17 protein-coding genes are annotated in these 16269 nt (G+C 53.1%); 9 read left to right on the top strand and 8 right to left on the bottom strand.

The genetic code is table 11. The features are described 5' to 3' along the window. Nucleotides 1-112 precede the first annotated feature (112 nt). The 3 genes from KNP78_RS13555 to KNP78_RS13545 all read left to right on the top strand — a co-directional run bounded on the left by KNP78_RS13555 (nucleotide 113) and on the right by KNP78_RS13545 (nucleotide 2675). On the top strand, nucleotides 113-1003 hold the full coding sequence (locus KNP78_RS13555; RefSeq protein ID WP_214824991.1) for an ABC transporter ATP-binding protein: 891 nt from the start codon (nucleotides 113-115) through the stop codon (nucleotides 1001-1003). Further along, nucleotides 993-2186, top strand: a complete 1194-nt coding sequence (locus KNP78_RS13550) for an ABC transporter permease (RefSeq protein WP_214824988.1) — start codon at nucleotides 993-995, stop codon at nucleotides 2184-2186. The genes KNP78_RS13555 and KNP78_RS13550 overlap by 11 nt, the downstream gene beginning before the upstream one ends. Nucleotides 2187-2249: 63 nt before the next feature. Then, nucleotides 2250-2675 (top strand): hypothetical protein, encoded by a 426-nt coding sequence (locus tag KNP78_RS13545; protein ID WP_138859019.1) that lies wholly within the window; start codon nucleotides 2250-2252, stop codon nucleotides 2673-2675. 38 nt (nucleotides 2676-2713) lie between these two features. On the opposite strand, the gene KNP78_RS13540 is transcribed toward KNP78_RS13545, so the two are convergent. The 3 genes from KNP78_RS13540 to KNP78_RS13530 all read right to left on the bottom strand — a co-directional run bounded on the left by KNP78_RS13540 (nucleotide 2714) and on the right by KNP78_RS13530 (nucleotide 4438). Beyond that, a complete protein-coding gene (locus KNP78_RS13540) occupies nucleotides 2714-3202 on the bottom strand; it encodes an SMI1/KNR4 family protein (RefSeq protein ID WP_214824985.1) in 489 nt (162 codons plus the stop codon). A 49-nt stretch (nucleotides 3203-3251) separates the two neighbouring features. Then, a complete protein-coding gene (locus tag KNP78_RS13535; RefSeq protein WP_214763415.1) occupies nucleotides 3252-3851 on the bottom strand; it encodes a helix-turn-helix domain-containing protein in 600 nt (199 codons plus the stop codon). Nucleotides 3852-3937: 86 nt separating this feature from the next. Then, a complete protein-coding gene (locus tag KNP78_RS13530; RefSeq protein ID WP_021066526.1) occupies nucleotides 3938-4438 on the bottom strand; it encodes a PTS sugar transporter subunit IIA in 501 nt (166 codons plus the stop codon). 206 nt (nucleotides 4439-4644) lie between these two features. Between KNP78_RS13530 and KNP78_RS13525 the strand changes: the two genes are divergently transcribed. Next, the gene (locus KNP78_RS13525) at nucleotides 4645-6339 is read left to right on the top strand and encodes a M3 family oligoendopeptidase (RefSeq protein ID WP_214824982.1); all 1695 of its coding nucleotides are present in this window, start codon (nucleotides 4645-4647) and stop codon (nucleotides 6337-6339) included. Nucleotides 6340-6350: 11 nt separating this feature from the next. Here the strand turns inward: KNP78_RS13525 and KNP78_RS13520 are convergent, their stop codons facing one another. Further along, nucleotides 6351-6779, bottom strand: a complete 429-nt coding sequence (locus KNP78_RS13520; protein WP_214824968.1) for a carboxymuconolactone decarboxylase family protein — start codon at nucleotides 6777-6779, stop codon at nucleotides 6351-6353. A 116-nt stretch (nucleotides 6780-6895) separates the two neighbouring features. On the opposite strand from KNP78_RS13520, the gene KNP78_RS13515 reads away from it, so the two are divergent. Beyond that, complete coding sequence (locus KNP78_RS13515) at nucleotides 6896-7336, top strand: Lrp/AsnC family transcriptional regulator (RefSeq protein ID WP_131472905.1); 441 nt, start codon at nucleotides 6896-6898, stop codon at nucleotides 7334-7336. A 14-nt stretch (nucleotides 7337-7350) separates the two neighbouring features. Here the strand turns inward: KNP78_RS13515 and KNP78_RS13510 are convergent, their stop codons facing one another. Further along, complete coding sequence (locus KNP78_RS13510) at nucleotides 7351-8241, bottom strand: aldo/keto reductase (protein WP_305798047.1); 891 nt, start codon at nucleotides 8239-8241, stop codon at nucleotides 7351-7353. Continuing rightward, nucleotides 8238-8741 (bottom strand): cupin domain-containing protein, encoded by a 504-nt coding sequence (locus tag KNP78_RS13505; protein WP_034778690.1) that lies wholly within the window; start codon nucleotides 8739-8741, stop codon nucleotides 8238-8240. Before KNP78_RS13505 ends, KNP78_RS13510 begins: the two co-directional genes overlap by 4 nt. Nucleotides 8742-8923: 182 nt before the next feature. Here KNP78_RS13505 and xylA point away from each other — a divergent pair, with 182 nt between their 5' ends. From xylA to KNP78_RS13490, 3 genes are all read left to right on the top strand, one after another. Further along, nucleotides 8924-10267: a xylose isomerase gene (gene xylA, locus KNP78_RS13500; protein ID WP_034778691.1), complete on the top strand. Its 1344-nt coding sequence runs from the start codon at nucleotides 8924-8926 to the stop codon at nucleotides 10265-10267. A 64-nt stretch (nucleotides 10268-10331) separates the two neighbouring features. After that, nucleotides 10332-11831, top strand: coding sequence for a xylulokinase (gene xylB, locus KNP78_RS13495; protein ID WP_214824965.1), 1500 nt, complete (start codon nucleotides 10332-10334; stop codon nucleotides 11829-11831). 7 nt (nucleotides 11832-11838) lie between these two features. Continuing rightward, nucleotides 11839-12825, top strand: coding sequence for an aldose epimerase family protein (locus KNP78_RS13490; RefSeq protein WP_214824962.1), 987 nt, complete (start codon nucleotides 11839-11841; stop codon nucleotides 12823-12825). A 35-nt stretch (nucleotides 12826-12860) separates the two neighbouring features. Here KNP78_RS13490 and KNP78_RS13485 read toward each other — a convergent pair whose 3' ends face one another. Then, nucleotides 12861-13973, bottom strand: coding sequence for an ROK family transcriptional regulator (locus tag KNP78_RS13485; protein WP_214825060.1), 1113 nt, complete (start codon nucleotides 13971-13973; stop codon nucleotides 12861-12863). 269 nt (nucleotides 13974-14242) lie between these two features. Between KNP78_RS13485 and xylE the strand changes: the two genes are divergently transcribed. Further along, nucleotides 14243-15658, top strand: a complete 1416-nt coding sequence (gene xylE / locus KNP78_RS13480; RefSeq protein ID WP_214754187.1) for a D-xylose transporter XylE — start codon at nucleotides 14243-14245, stop codon at nucleotides 15656-15658. Nucleotides 15659-15708: 50 nt separating this feature from the next. Here the strand turns inward: xylE and KNP78_RS13475 are convergent, their stop codons facing one another. Next, the gene (locus KNP78_RS13475) at nucleotides 15709-16038 is read right to left on the bottom strand and encodes a winged helix-turn-helix transcriptional regulator (RefSeq protein ID WP_200881502.1); all 330 of its coding nucleotides are present in this window, start codon (nucleotides 16036-16038) and stop codon (nucleotides 15709-15711) included. Between the last annotated feature and the right edge of the window lie 231 nt (nucleotides 16039-16269).

Here is a 16269-nt window from a genome sequence, read left to right as displayed (position 1 = left end):
TGTCCTCCTTTTTATTATCTTGATTTCAAGATAAATCATTTTCGAAGAAATGTGAAACTTTTTGCTCAATATGGCGTACGCTAATAGTAGACACCTATAAGGAGGTACATATATGACGTTACAAATCGATCGTGTGTCAAAACAGTTCGGTGACTTCACCGCTGTCGACGACTTGAGCTTCCACGTCCCGAAAGGCGAGATGTTTGGCCTGCTCGGGGCGAACGGGGCTGGGAAGACGACGACGTTCCGCATGATTCTCGACATTCTAAAACCGAGTGACGGGACGATCCTCTGGGACGGCCGAAAAGTCGACCACCGCATCGTCGGCTATCTGCCGGAAGAACGGGGCCTTTATCCGAAGTCACCCGTCCGGGACCAGCTCGTCTTTCTAGCAAGCTTGAAAGGAATGCGCCAAGCCGAGGCGAAACGGGCGGTCAAGTCATGGCTCGAACGACTCGAAATCCCGCAGTATGAGACGATGCGCGTCGAACAACTGTCCAAAGGGAACCAGCAGAAGATTCAACTCGTGGCCGCCCTGCTCCACAACCCGGAGCTGCTCATCCTCGATGAACCGTTCAGCGGGCTCGACCCGGTCAACGTCGAGATCTTGAAACGTGAAGTGCTCGCCCTCCGCGACGCCGGGACGACAATCGTCTTCTCGAGCCACCGGATGGAGCACGTCGAGGAGCTATGCCAACACATCGGCATCTTGAAAGGCGGCCGCGCGGTCGTCAGCGGCGACGTTCCGACGATCAAGGAACGTTACGCTGAACCGGTGCTCTTTATCGAGACGGACCGACCTGACGTGCTCCAAGCCCTCCCGGTCGTCCGGGCGATCGAGCCGCATAAAGACGGCCATTTCGTCCGACTCGACTCATTTGAAGACAGTGATGCGGTGCTCGGCGCCCTCGTCTCGAACGGTGCCGCCGTCAAGACGTTCATGCGCCAACCCGTCTCATTAAATGACATCTTCATCAAGGAGGTCGGTCAACATGTTTCATAACTTCGGACCACTTTACTCGTTCACGTTACGCTCGAAGCTGCGCTCAAAGGCGTTCCTCATCTCGACGATTTTAACGATCTTGTTCATCCTCGGCTTCACGAACATCGACCGTCTGCTCGCGAACTTCGAGGATACCGACCAGGCCCAAGCCATCCTCGTCACTGAAAACAGCGAACTGACGACGCTCATGCAGTCGCTCGGTTATGAAGACATCGAATCGGCCGCGATCTCCGAGTCCGAGGCGCGTGCTGGTCTCGACAACGGGGATTATGAGATTGTCGCCTTCATCGAGGGCGATTCGGCCCGCGTTCTATCGGAACGGCCAGAACCGGACTTCACGACGGTCCTCCAGACGGCACTCCGCGAAATCCGGAACGCCGAACTGATCGAGACGTCGAACATCGATCCGACCGTCCTCGCGGCGTTGAATGAACCTGTCACGGTCGAAGAGTCGTATCTCGGCCGCGGCGGAGAGAACTCGGACGAACTGTTCTCGTCATTCGCGTTCGTCTACGTCATGCTCATGTTGCTCTACGTCTCAATCATCACGTACGGCTCAATGATTTCGACCGAGGTCACGACCGAGAAGTCGTCACGCGTCATGGAGTTGATTATCTCGACGACGCATCCGGTGACACACATGCTCGCCAAAATCTCGGCCATCGGGACGCTCGCGTTGCTTCAAATCGCGATTTTCCTCGGCTTCGGGTACTTCAGCGCCCGCAGCAACGAGATGGCCCAGTCGGTCATCGATAACGCCGGCAACGTCCGGGCCGTCGTCTACCTGTTGACGTTCTTCACGCTCGGCTACTTGCTCTATGCGGCCATGTTCGCCGTACTCGGCTCACTCGTCAGCCGGGTCGAAGAATCGCAACAGATGACGATGCCGGTCATCATGCTGCTTGTCGCCGGGTTCCTCGCCGCCATGTTCGGCTTGAACAACCCGGAAGCACCGATCGTCACGATTTTGTCGTACGTACCGTTCTTCACGCCGATGCTCATGTTCCTTCGTGTCATGCTCGTCGATGTGCCGGTATGGGAAGTCGCGTTGTCGATTGGCATCATGATTGCCACGATCGGTGTGATTTTGTGGGTCGGCTCGAAATTTTATCGCGGCGGAGTCCTATTCTACGGCAACAACGCGATTAAACAATGGCGACAAATATTACAGAATCGACAATAACGTTTACAGCATTTTCGTTTTCGTATACTCTAAAGAATGTGCAAAATGAGGAGGAAACGAACAATGCGATCACGATTACTCGCAGCTTTAATCTTTACTTTCATGACGACGCTCACGACGTTCATCTGTTATACCGTCTTCTTGGACGCCGATGCGCTGTGGCAAATCTTGCTCGCATACGCCGGAAGCACGTTCCTCGGGACGCTCGCTTTTTGGTATCCGGTCAGCCGGCGTCCAGAGACGTCGCGGTTCGGCGGCGCGTGGATCGGCATCTTGATCACGACGACGACGCTCATCGGATTCACCGCGATCCGCTTCACCATCAGAGGTGACGCCGCGTCCTTACTCGACTGGCAGACGATGCTCGCGAGCCTCGCCTACACGTTCGGTTACGTCGGTTGGGTGCTCACGATTCTCAACATCGTGCTCGGCTTCCTACTTGCCGGGACACGACCGAAAGTAAGATATGACGCACGTTCTGTGCGCTGAACGACAGAACGGCCACCCAAATGGGCGGCCGTTCTTTTTTATGCTCGATACCAATCCCAAAATGAAGCACCTTGTGCCACAATCACATAGTCCAACCATTGCGAAAAGTTGAACGGCAAGCGGTTCAATTTAGCGTCTTCTTCATCAAAACTCAAAAATTCTCCAATCCACACCCGATTGTCCGTCTCACTTATGTATTCGCAAACCATCCATTCTCCGTCACGCCCCGCCCCTATCGGTAGAAAACGCGCCGGACAGTCCCAAAGTTGTCGGTGCTCAAGGATGTCGTCGATCGAGAACAATTCGATTGCTCCGCCGTATTCCGGGTCTTCGAACAGTTTGGCACCGTTCTGTTCGGTTAACCATGCACGGACCGCTGCCGGTGTTTCTTTCGGCAACCGCTCTAACTCCGTCGCAGTAGCTGGACCGTTGAAGGAGAATGTCAGTTGATTCACGTATCCTTCTTCTAACTGGACATCGAGCCGGTTGTTCACCAACCGTCGTTTCAGTACTTGAACAGCAATCATCACATTGTTCCTTTCATCCATAATGAAAAACCGTGGTCCCCCACGGCCCTTACTGCAATTTATACGATTTATCGACGACCCCGAACTCTGTATATTGGAACGAGTTGTCGACGAACTGGTCCGGTACGAGCTGCTCGATATAGCGAGCGAACGGCACGATCCGATGCGTCGGTTCGTGCGAGCGTCCCAGGTCGAGCACAGCATCGACGAGCGCCTCGAGCGCATGATGTGTCGTCGGTTCCTCGTCTTCGGCGAAGATGCGACGGAGTTCTTCCTCATGCATGAGGTCGAAGATGCGCATGCGTGCCTCGAGCTGCCGCTGCATGTCCTCGGTCGACTTGCCGTGCATCGCCTCATCGTAGGCGAGCTTCATTTGTTCAAGTTCTGGGACCGTCCCTTTCATGAGCACTTTGAGCGACTCGCCCGTCCAAATATGGCGGGCCAAATAGTTCGCGTCGATCTTGAGCGCCTCGGCGAGCGCCTCTATGTAAGGCATCGTCGGGTAGACTTCACTCAGTTCGGTCCGGCGAATAAAGTACGGGGCGACGCCGATGCGGTCGGCGAGTGCCTCGACCGAGATGCCGGCCCGCTCACGTAATATTCGAATCCGATCCCCATAACCCCGGTACGGTGCGTTTTTTCCATCCATGTCTCTCTCCCCCTCTCTTTTTAGTATAGTTCCCGAATCCATAAAAAAATACTCGGAAGCATACGCCTCCGAGTAAAATGTTCAACTTATTTTTTCGTCAATTCGACGACTTCTGTAGAACCGGCTGTGACCGTGTCGCCTTCAGCAACGAGTTTGTTCACGCCAAAGCTGTCGTGGTTCGTGATGATCACCGGTGTGATCGTCGACGGCGCGTTCGCTTTGATGAAGTCGAGGTCGAACGTGACGAGCGTGTCGCCAGCTTTGACGGCCTGACCTTCTGTCACGTGTGTTTCGAAACCTTCACCTTTAAGATTGACCGTGTCGAGACCGATGTGAATCAAGTACTCTGCACCGTTGTCAGCGTTGATCCCAATTGCGTGTTTTGTCGGGAAGACAGTCGCGATTGTACCGTTGACCGGCGAGACGACTTTGCCGTCTGTCGGTTCGACGGCGATGCCGTCACCCATCATTTTTTGCGAGAACACTTGGTCAGGAACGTTCGTGATGTCAATGACCTTCCCTGTAAGCGGTGAAACCGCGTTAAGTTGTTCTTCTTTACCACCAAATAGTTTTTTAAAGAATCCCATAGCTTAATCCCTCCAACATGTTCTGTTAATCAAAGTCTTAGCTTTTATACCCGAAAAGCTTCCTCTTCAATCCCTACCCTATAAACGGTATAGTTGTAATAAGGTAGTGCGAATTCGTTTACACATCGTAAGAATACGAGTGTGCAATCGCTTTTGCAAGCCCTTTTTACACTTTATAAAAATTTCACATGATGGAGGCGCTTACAATGACGACTTTCACAAAATTGTCATATGAACGGCCCGACTTGGACGCTTTGAACAGCCGATTGTCGGACTATTCAGTCGAATTGCAACAAGCGAGCACACTCGAAGAGGCGAACGAATTGATTCGCCAAATCAACCAGGAACGGAACGCGTTCGAGACGCAAAGTCAACTCGTCGCAATCCGCCACTCGATCGATACGCGTGATGCGTTCTACGAGGCCGAGCAGACATTTTTTGACGATGCGTTACCGGTTTACGAGAAAGAGGTCCAAGCGTATTATCGCGTCTTGACCGAGCACGACCTGCGCAGCCAACTTGAACAGGAATGGGGCAGCCAATTGTTCGAACTCGCCGAGCGTGCACTCAAAACGTTCGAGGAGTCGCTCATCCCGAAACTGCAGGAAGAGAACCGATTGGCGACCGCCTATCAGAAAGTCATGTCAGCGGCCCAAATCGAATTCGACGGCAAGACGCTCAACTTGTCCCAGTTCGGCCCGTATCTTCAGTCCCCTGACCGTTCGGTACGAAAAGCGGCATCCGAGGCCCGTTATACATATCTCGCCGACAACGGGGACGAACTCGACCGCATCTACGGCGAACTCGTCCGCGTCCGGACCGACATCGCGCACGCGCTCGGCTTCCCGTCGTTCGTCGAGCTCGGTTACGCCCGGATGCAACGCGTCGGCTATGACGAGTCGAACGTCGACAACTTCCGCAAACAAGTGCGCGACGTCATCGTCCCGCTCGCGACGACGTTAAAAGAGAAGCAGGCGAAACGGATCGGCGTCGATTCGCTCACGTACTACGACGAGTCGTTCGTCTTCCCAGACGGCAACGCGACGCCACAGGGCGACGAGGCGTTCATCATCGAAGGCGGGAACACGATGTATCGTGAACTCTCAAAAGAGACGGACGAGTTCTTCCAGTTCATGCAACAGCGCGGCGCCCTCGACTTGACGGCGAAACCGGGCAAGGCCGGCGGCGGTTACTGCACGTACCTCCCGTCGGAAGGTCTGCCGTTCATCTTTTCGAACTTCAACGGGACGGCCGGCGATATCGACGTGCTCACGCACGAGGTCGGTCACGCCTTCCAAGTGTACGAGAGCCGTCATTTGACGACGCCGGAATACGCGTTCCCGACTTACGAGGCGTGTGAGATCCACTCGATGTCGATGGAGTTCTTCTGCTGGCCATGGATGGAACTGTTCTTCGGCGACCAAGTCGACAAATACAAGTTCAATCACTTGGCAGGAAGCATCACGTTCCTCCCGTACGGCGTCCTCGTCGACGAGTTCCAGCACGTCGTCTACCGCAACCCTGACATGACGGCCGCTGAGCGTCGCCAGGCATGGCGTGACCTTGAGAAGGTGTACTTGCCGCACCGTGACTATGAGACGAACGACTACCTCGAGACAGGCGCTTGGTGGCACCAACAAGGACACATCTTCCAGAGCCCGTTCTACTATATCGACTACACGCTCGCGCAAGTGTGCGCCTTCCAGTTCTGGGTGCGCATGCATGAGGACCGTGAGGCGGCGTGGAGCGATTACCTCACGCTCTGCCAAGCCGGCGGCAGCCGCTCGTTCCTCGAGCTCGTCGAATTGGCCGGTCTCAAGTCGCCGTTCGAGGACGGCGTGTTGAAACAGACGGTCGGACAGATTGAAGACTATCTATTGAAACACCCATTAGCGAACTAAAACGAACCCACTCACGTCAGCGTGAGTGGGTTTTCGCGTTCCAGCCCGAGCATGGCGCCGACGTATTGCGAGGCCGTCATGAAGGCGATAAAAGCGCAAAGTTCACTGATCTCGGCATCAGTGAAGACGTCTTGGAGCACACGAATTGATGAGGCCGGCATGTCGCCTTTCAGTTGTGAAAATACATCGGCGAACCCAACGGCGAGTGCCGTCCGTTCGTCGAACATATGCGGTTCAGGCTTTCCTTTCGCCTGGCAGTAGTCACAGCCGTTTTGTTGGGCGAGCGTCCGTCGTACCTGTTCTTTCAACTCGGCGGACAGTCTCCCCTCGCCCGTTAACGTGTCTCCTAGCGTGGACCACTGTCGCATCACGCCCTCGTCATGCCCAATCAATCGTTCAAACGGCGTCTTTCCGATGACAGCTGGTTGGATTCGACTCATTTCAACACCTCCTGTATATAAGTATAGAAGGTGATTACAGTGTTTCCCATTTCATTCATAACGGAATCCAGCTACAATACATGCCATATAATACGAAAAAAAGGAGAATTCATTTCATGCTAAAAATCGACGATATCGACCGTCTCCTCTTACATGAACTAACAAACGACAGCCGCCTCTCGATGAGCGAACTCGGGCGCCGCATCAATTTATCGGCTCCGTCCGTCGGCGAACGCGTCCGCCGGCTCGAGTCATTTGGCGTCATCAAAGGCTACACGATTGATATCGATCATGAATTGCTTGGTCGACCGATTCAATGTCTCATCGAGGCGACCGTGAAGAACGGGAACTATGAGGCGTTCACTCAGTTTTTGGGTCAGCAGTCGAACGTGTCGTTCTGTTATCGCATCTCCGGGAGCGCCTGCTATATGCTGAAGATGCAATTCGCGACGTTCGCCGAGGCCGAGCAGTTCATCGATGCGGCCATCCCTTATGCCCAGACCGTCACACATTTCATCTTCTCCGAGGTCAAGACGCAACAACAGGTGAGCCCGTGAGCCCACCTGTGTCTTCAAATCACATCTAATGGTTCTTTTTGGCTCGGTGGCGGGAACGCCTCGTCGAGCGCGTTAAAGTCGTCCTCGGTCAAGTTGAGGAGCAACGCCGCTCCGTTCTCTTCGACGTGCGCTTTCTGACCCGCTTTCGGGATGGCGATGACGTTTCCGCTCCGCACCGTCCACGCAAGCAAGATTTGGGCCGGCGTCGCACTGTACGCTTCGGCGATCCGGTTCACCGTCTCGTCGTTGAAGACTTTCTCTTTCACGTCGCTGCCTTCCGCGAGCGGGGCGTAAGCCATCATCGGGATTCCTTGCTCCTGTAAAAATGGCAACAAGTCGTATTCGACGCCACGGCTGCCTAGGTGATAGAGCACTTGGTTGACCGCGCAATGTTTCCCCTTCGGCAAGGCGAGCAGTTCTTTCATGTCATCGACATCAAAGTTCGAGACGCCCCACGCTCGGATCTTGCCGTCCGCCTTCAACTGTTCGAGCCCGTCGACCGTCTCCTCGAGCGGGACGTTCCCGCGCCAATGCAGGAGATATAGGTCGAGGTAGTCCGTACCGAGCCGTTCGAGCGTCGCGTCACACGCTTGAACGAGTTTGTCGCCCCCGGCGTTATGCGGATACACTTTCGAGACGAGGAACACGTCTTCTCGCCGGTCTTGGATCGCTTCACCGACGAGCGACTCCGATTTCCCTTCCCCGTACATCTCCGCCGTATCGATGACGTGCAACCCGCAGTCGAGTCCCGTCCGGAGTGCCTCGATCTCGGCTTCCCGTTTCGATTCGTCTTCTCCCATGCGCCATGTGCCCTGCCCGAGGGCCCTCATTTCACGCCCGTCTGGCAATTCAGCCACGTGTTGTTTCAATGCCGCCAAAATTAATGTATGTGGAATGCGGTTCATGCCATCTCCTCCTTCGTCCATTGTTCATGTAACGGCCCGGTCGTCCCAAAGACGGGATCGGTCGCCGGTTTGTCGACTCGTTCGATCCGTTGCACACTGTCCGGCCGTTCTTCCGGTTTCCCTGTCAACGTGTCATAATCGCGTCCTTCCGGATAGGCACCGACGATGGCGAAGTCTTCACTCGCCTCAAGACGGCGATGTCCCGTCCCGGCCGGCAAAATCAAGACGTCCCCTGCTTGTAGCGAGACGAGGTCCCCGGTCGCACCGCCAAGTTGGACGGTCGCCCGGCCCGACTTCACGCCGAGCACTTCATGCGTGTTGCTATGGTAATGGTGATAATCGAACACCCCGTTGACCCAACTGTTGCCCCAACCGTTATGTTCGAACGTCGCCTGCATCCCGTCCGTCTCATCGAACACGCCGCGATACAACAACACCGGGAAATCCGGATTGTTCGGAATCGAGCCGTCATCTTCAAATCGATATGTCAACACATCCATATTGTTCCCTCCTTGTCTCTGTCTTTGTACCCGAGTTGACGCCCGATTAACCTGTGAGCCAACTCACGGTGAAAAAGTTCAAAAAGATAATTCAAAAAACTTAGTTTGTTCGATAGACAAACTAAAAAGTTTGATGTATTCTATTCCTGAAAACGATTACAGAAATGAGGAGGATGAATCGCATGTCACAAACTCAAACGAAAAAGGAATACTATCAAGGTGTCGGACAAATCAAATTTGAAGGTACTTCTTCTACAAACCCATTCGCCTTCAAACACTACAACCCAGAGGAACAAATTGGTGGGAAGTCGATGGAAGAGCTGCTCCGTTTCGCCGTCTCATATTGGCATACGTTCACAGCCGATGGAACCGATCCGTTCGGCAAAGCCACGATGATCCGACCGTACGACCGCCTTTCAGGAATGGACCTCGCCAAAGCCCGTGTCGAAGCGGCGTTCGAGTTCTTTGACAAGTTGAACGTGCCTTACTTCTGCTTCCATGATTTCGATATCGCCCCCGAAGGAAGCACGCTCGCTGAGACAAACCGAAATATCGATGTCATCGTCTCGATGATGAAAGAATATATGAAAACGAGTAAGACGAAATTACTTTGGAACACAGCGAACATGTTCTCGCATCCGCGCTGGATTCACGGAGCCGCCACGGCACCGAATGCAGATGTGTACGCCTACGCAGCAGCGAAAGTGAAAAAAGGATTAGAGGTCGGGAAAGAGCTCGGGGCCGAGAACTATGTGTTCTGGGGAGGTCGTGAAGGGTATGAAACGTTGCTCAACACCGACATGGGACTTGAGCTTGATAACTTGGCCCGCTTCTTCCACATGGCCGATAGCTATGCCAAAGAGATCGGCTTTGATGCCCAGTTCTTGATCGAACCGAAACCAAAAGAGCCGACGAAACACCAATACGACTTTGACGTGGCGACGGGTCTCGCCTTCTTGCAAAAATATGACTTGGCGGACCGCTTCAAATTCAACATCGAAGCCAACCATGCGACGCTCGCCGGACACACGTTCGAACATGAGCTCCGCGTCGCCCGCGTGAATGGGATGCTCGGGTCCGTCGACGCGAACCAAGGTGACCCGCTCCTCGGCTGGGATACGGATGAATTCCCGACCGACCTCTATTCAACGACGCTCGCCATGTACGAGATCTTGTTGAATGGTGGGCTCGGAAGCGGTGGGCTCAACTTCGATGCGAAAGTCCGCCGCGGTTCATTCGAACCTGAGGACTTGTTCTATGCCCACATCGCAGGCATGGACAGCTTCGCCGTCGGTGCGAAGGTCGCTCAACGCTTGATTGATGACCGTGTGTTCGAAAACGTCATCCAAGATCGCTACGCAAGCTACAATGAGGGAATCGGAAAAGACATCGTCTCCGGTCAAACCGACTTCCACAAACTTGAGGCCCATGCGTTCACGCTTACTGACATCCAAAATAAATCGGGACGTCAAGAACAGCTCCGTCACATCCTCAACCAATACTTGTTGGATGTACAACGCCCTTAATCGCGAAGCCCAGACTCCATGATGGGGTCTGGGCTTTTAAATCAAACCGGAAAGGATGAACCTAATGAAATACGTCATCGGAATCGATTTAGGGACGAGTGCGGTCAAAGCCATCCTCGTCGACAAAAACGGGCAACTTTGCGGGGAAGCGAGTCGCGCCTACCCCCTCATCCAAGAACGAGAAGGCTACAGCGAACAAGATCCGTCAGCCTGGGTCGAACAGACGGTCAACGCCTTGACCGAGCTCGTTCAACAGTTCGAAGGACGTCCTGAAGACATCGAAGGCATCAGCTTCTCGGGACAAATGCATGGGCTCGTCTTACTCGATGCGCAACATCAGTTGCTTCGCAATGCCATTCTTTGGAACGATACGCGGACGACGGCTGAATGTGAGGAGATCAAAGATCGACTCGGACCGCTACTCCTCGACCTCACTAAAAACCCTGCGCTCGAGGGCTTCACGCTCCCGAAATTACTATGGGTGAAACGGCATGAACCTGACTTGTTCCGTCAAGCTGCCGTCTTCCTGCTCCCGAAAGACTATGTCCGCTATGCGTTGACAGGTCAACTGCACATGGATTATTCCGATGCGGCCGGAACGCTTCTCCTCGATATCGCTAAAAAGGAATGGAGCGATGAAATCTGTGAACGGGTCGGTGTGCCGAAATCCCTCTGTCCCCCACTCGTCGAGTCGTCTGATCAAATTGGGACGCTCAGCTCTTACTACGCGACGCGCACCGGCCTTTCTTCGAGCGTTAGCGTGTTCGCCGGAGGTGCGGACAATGCCTGTGGTGCCATCGGGGCCGGTATTTTGAACGATCAACAAACGATGTGCAGCATCGGCACGTCGGGTGTCGTCTTGGCCTATGAACCAACCGCCCGGCTCGATTTTAAAGGGAAAGTCCATTATTTCAATCATGCTAAGCCAGGTGCCTATTATACGATGGGTGTCACCTTGGCAGCAGGACATAGCTTATCGTGGTTCAAGGATACGTTCGCACCGGACCAATCATTCGAGACGTTGCTCGCCGAAGTGAGAGACGTACCGATCGGGGCGAACGGGTTGTTGTTCACTCCTTATCTCGTCGGTGAACGGACCCCTTATGCGGATGCCATGGTGCGAGGAAGCTTTATCGGAATGGACTCCACCCATCGCTTGGCCGATTTTTCACGGGCCGTGCTAGAAGGAATCACGTTCTCCCTAAAAGAGTCGCTCGAGCTGTTCCGTGCGGAAGGGAAAGTGATCACGTCGATCGTTTCGATTGGAGGGGGCGCCAAAAACGAGGCGTGGCTGCAAATGCAGGCAGACATCTTCGACGCCACCATCATCAAGCTTTCCAACGAGCAAGGCTGTGCGCTCGGTGCCGCCATGTTGGCTGCGTACGGCTGTGGGTGGTTTGACAGTCTCGAGGCCTGCAGTGAGGCGTTCATTCAGGAGGCGAAGCGATACGAACCGATTCCAGAAAACGTCTCACGCTACCACGCTTTATTCGCACTCTACCAACAAGTCTATCCGGCCACAAAACAGCTCTCTCATGGCCTGTCCGCATTTCGGAGAAAGTGAGACGACGATGAACTATACATCCGACCATTACGGGACCGTGGACGGTATCCCCGTCTCGCGTCACCGCGTATCGACAGACTCGTTCAGCTTTTCTTGTATCGATTATGGGTGTACCATCACGGAAATTGCCGTCCCCGATCAACTGGGGAACATGGAGAACGTCGTATTGGCGCTTGATTCGCTTGAGGAATATGTCTGTCACGATTATTATCTGGGTTGCGTGGTCGGACGGGTGGCCGGAAGGATAGAGAATGGTCAGTTCACACTCGACGGTCAGACCGTTCACCTGCCTTTGAACGACGGTCCCAACCACCTTCACGGTGATCACTTCCATAAGGTCGTCTGGACCCCATCCATCGAACAGACGGATGATGGCGTGACCATTCGATTTGAACGGTCGTTTCCGCATGGTCATCACGGATACCCTGGGAATATTGACGTCTCGGTCGAATACACGATTAATCCCCACGCCGTGGCGATTCGCTATGAGGCGAAGACCGACGCGCCGACCGTCATGAACATGACGAATCACACATACTTCAATTTATCAGGGACGTCCATGCCGATTTCTGACCATACGCTTCAGCTTATGAGCGACTCGTTCTATGAACTAGACGAGACCCTTATTCCGCGCCGCGTGAAGTCCGTCATGACCTCCCGGGCATTCGATTTTAGAGCGGCGAAACGAATCGAAGATGGCCTAAATGATACAGATGCGCAACTTGACCTCGCCGGAGGCTTCGACCACCCGTTTTGCCTGTCCCAAACGGAACGTCCTCAAATCAATCTTCGTCATGCTTCTGGCCGCAGGCTTTCCGTCCATACGACCGAGCCGTGTGTCGTCTTCTATTCGGGCAATATGCTTCCGAACGGGCTGAGACGGACCGGCCTTTGTGTAGAGACCCAACAAGCACCGAACCTGCTAGACCCTCGTAGTGTATTACGTCCCGGCGAGACGTACGTCGCCGAGACGACGTGGACGTTTGCCCCATAACAATAGCCCGTCACCTCCAGGTGACGGGCTATTCGTCATTGCATCATTCGACGCTGTAAAAACTGCTCGATGGCAAGCGAGGCCATCCCAATCGCTGAAGCGTGGTCGCTCAATTTCGACGGGATGAGCTCGAACGAATGATCGGCTTGCGCATACACACGCGATGAGATCGCCGTGCGAATCATGTTGAGGACCATCGGATGCGACTCGATGACCCGACTTTGAATGATGATCGCTTTCGGATTATAGACGTTTAGTACCGTATTCAACCCGACCCCGACGTAAAAGCACCATTTTTGTAGTTCATTCAACACCGATGCCTCATTGGCCTGTAAACTTCGTTGGAGCGTCTCGACCGTGTGCCCCGGCAAATACTTGTCCCATAGTACTTTTTCCGAGGCATACAACTCCCAACACCCTCGGTTGCCACACGTACATTTTGGTCCATTGTATTCAATCGACATATGCCCGAACTCGCCAGCGAACCCGTCCTCGCCTCGATACAGTTCCCCATGCAAGATGATGCCCGTACCGACACCGGTCCCGAGACTAACGAAGACCATCTCTTCATGGTCTTTCCCGGCCCCGAACCGTCGTTCTCCGTAAGCCCCCGCATTGGCCTCGTTCTCTAAATTGACGGGTACATCATAACGATTCTCTAAATCTTGCTTCAAACTCGTCACGTCAGGACGGAGGTTCGGGACAAAAATGACTTGTTGCTCGCGATTGATGAGCCCAGGCACCGAGACGCCGATTCCAATGAGCCCGTATGGAGAGGACGGCATCTTACCAAGCAACACATCGATGGCAGCTCTTACTTTCGGTTCTGCCTCCTGGTCCGCCTCGGCCCACTCGGTCGTCAACGACTCCACAACGTTGCCTTTTAAATCGGTCAATACCGCATTGATCGCTTTCACGCCTAAATCGACTCCGATCGTGAATCCTGCCTGCTGGTTGAACACGAGCATGACCGGGCGACGCCCCCCGCTCGAATCGCCTTGTCCGATTTCAAAGATGAGTTCTTCGTTCAATAGAGCGCCAATTTGCGCAGATACCGTCGATTTGTTCAACCCCGTCACTTCTGACAGTTTTGCGCGTGAAATTGGGTAACTACGAATGATTTCATTCAACAATACGGTCTTATTCATTTTCTTTACAAGCTGTTGATCAGCGGTCACATCTAATTTTGCCAATGACTTTGTCTCCCCTTTATACGAAGTGATGTCTCATCCATCGTTTAACTTTCGTTCCATTCCGTTTACTCTCAAATTTCATTATACAAAAACTGCAAAAATATAGTTGAGAATTCGAGCCTCATTTTGTATGATAAGGATAGTTAGTTTATCCGTCAAACAAACTAACTTATTTTTTAACCCGATATTGTAAGCGTTACCAATTCCAAGGAGGGCAAAACGTGATGAAACAAAATCAGAACACGCTATACCTCATGACCATCACACTCGTCGCGACATTAGGTGGCTTGTTGTTCGGTTATGATACTGCTGTCATCTCAGGCGCAGAGAAATCATTGGAGAAGTATTTTATTGACGGGCTGAATTTAAGTTCGCTCGTACACGGGGCGACCACTTCCTCGGCATTGATCGGTTGTATCATCGGGGGGATCATCTCCGGTATATTCGCAAGCCGATTTGGTCGTAAAAAATCATTGATTTTCGCGGCCACTCTTTTCTTCTTGTCCGCACTGGGATCGGCTTATCCCGAAGTCCTCTTCTTTACGAGAGGCGAACCGACGATTGCCCTTCTACTTACGTTCAACTTGTATCGCATCATCGGCGGAATCGGCGTCGGACTTGCCTCGGCCATCACGCCGATGTATATCAGTGAGGTCGCGCCAGCTGCGATTCGAGGACGGCTCGTGTCGCTAAACCAATTTGCCATCATCCTCGGGATGCTCGTCGTCTACTTCGTCAACTGGTCGATCACAAGTGGGCAAACGGTCGCCTGGATCGATGACATCGGTTGGCGGTATATGTTTGCCTCTGAAGCCATCCCGGCCCTCCTTTTCGGTTCGCTCTTATTGATTGTTCCGGAAACACCACGGTATTTGGCGCTCCAAGGCGAGGAAGAAAAGGCTCTCCACATCCTCAGTCGAATCAATGGCAAAGAACGTGCCGAAGCGATCATGCAAGACATCAAATCGTCTGTCAGTCATTCTTCAGCCAAGCTGTTCACTTACGGAAAACTGGTCATCACCATCGGGATTCTCTTATCGGTGTTCCAACAATTTGTCGGCATCAACGTCGCATTGTACTATGCCCCACGAATCTTTGAAAGTATGGGTGCCGCTAAAGATGCTTCCATGATGCAGACCGTCGTCATGGGGCTCGTCAACGTCGTCTTCACCATCGTCGCCATCTTGTTTGTCGATAAAGTCGGTCGAAAACCACTGCTCATCATCGGTTCGGTCGGCATGGCAATCGGGATGTTCGGTGTCGCTTCGATGGCCTACACGAATGCAATCGGAATCGGTACACTCATCTTCATCATCATCTACACAGCCTCATTCATGATGTCATGGGGACCGATTTGTTGGGTACTCATTTCGGAAATCTTCCCAAATAAAATTCGAGGGCAAGCGGTCGCAATCGCCGTCGCCGCTCAATGGACCGCCAACTACTTCATTTCATCGACCTATCCGATGATGATGGAATTTAGTGGTACGATGACATACGGATTTTACGGGGTGATGAGCGTATTGTCCGCCTTGTTCGTCTGGAAGCTCGTACCGGAGACGAAAGGCAAAACGCTCGAAGAGATGGAGACGTTATGGAGTCGCAAACAAGCTGTCTCAAAAGACGTATCCGCCTCATAACGATAAAAAGACAGCGGTTCTCTCATTGAAGAGCCGCTGTCTTTTCTGATTTAGGAAATGACGTCTTCCCCGGTCTGTTCAATATGCCCTTCTCCCCAGGCACACATCGCATCCAAAATCGGTTGGAGCGACCAGCCGTAGTCGGACAGGGAATAGACGACTTTCGGTGGGACTTGTTCATACACCGTGCGAATGATGACACCGTCCGCCTCGAGCTCGCGCAACTGTTGCGTGAGCATTTTTTGCGTGATGTTCGGCATGAGCTTTTTCAATTCGCTCGTCCGCCGTTCCCCTTTAATCAAATGACACATGATGACGACTTTCCACTTGCCGCCGATGACGTCGAGCGTCGCCTCGACCGGGATGTTGTATGGCATGATGGTTCCTCCTTATAGACCGGGATAGGTACTTTTCGGTGCCTATCGTACTTGAAAGTGCGTACTTCCCAATTAAATTCGATGGACTTATGATAGCAACTGTAGCTCAGTTATACAAGTTCATCTCACCAGTAACCGCTTCTTGAGACAGTAAGGATCTTTTTCGACCGTACTGGACAATAGAGAAGATTGAGATGCTCGAGCTGCCTCGAGATGAAGGGCCCTCATCTCAAC

The organism is Exiguobacterium sp. s28 (genome assembly GCF_018618135.1).
GTDB classification, from domain to species: domain Bacteria; phylum Bacillota; class Bacilli; order Exiguobacteriales; family Exiguobacteriaceae; genus Exiguobacterium; species Exiguobacterium mexicanum_A.
The sequence above is the reverse complement of the archived record's forward strand: the minus strand, read 5'-3'. Positions and strand labels throughout refer to the sequence as shown.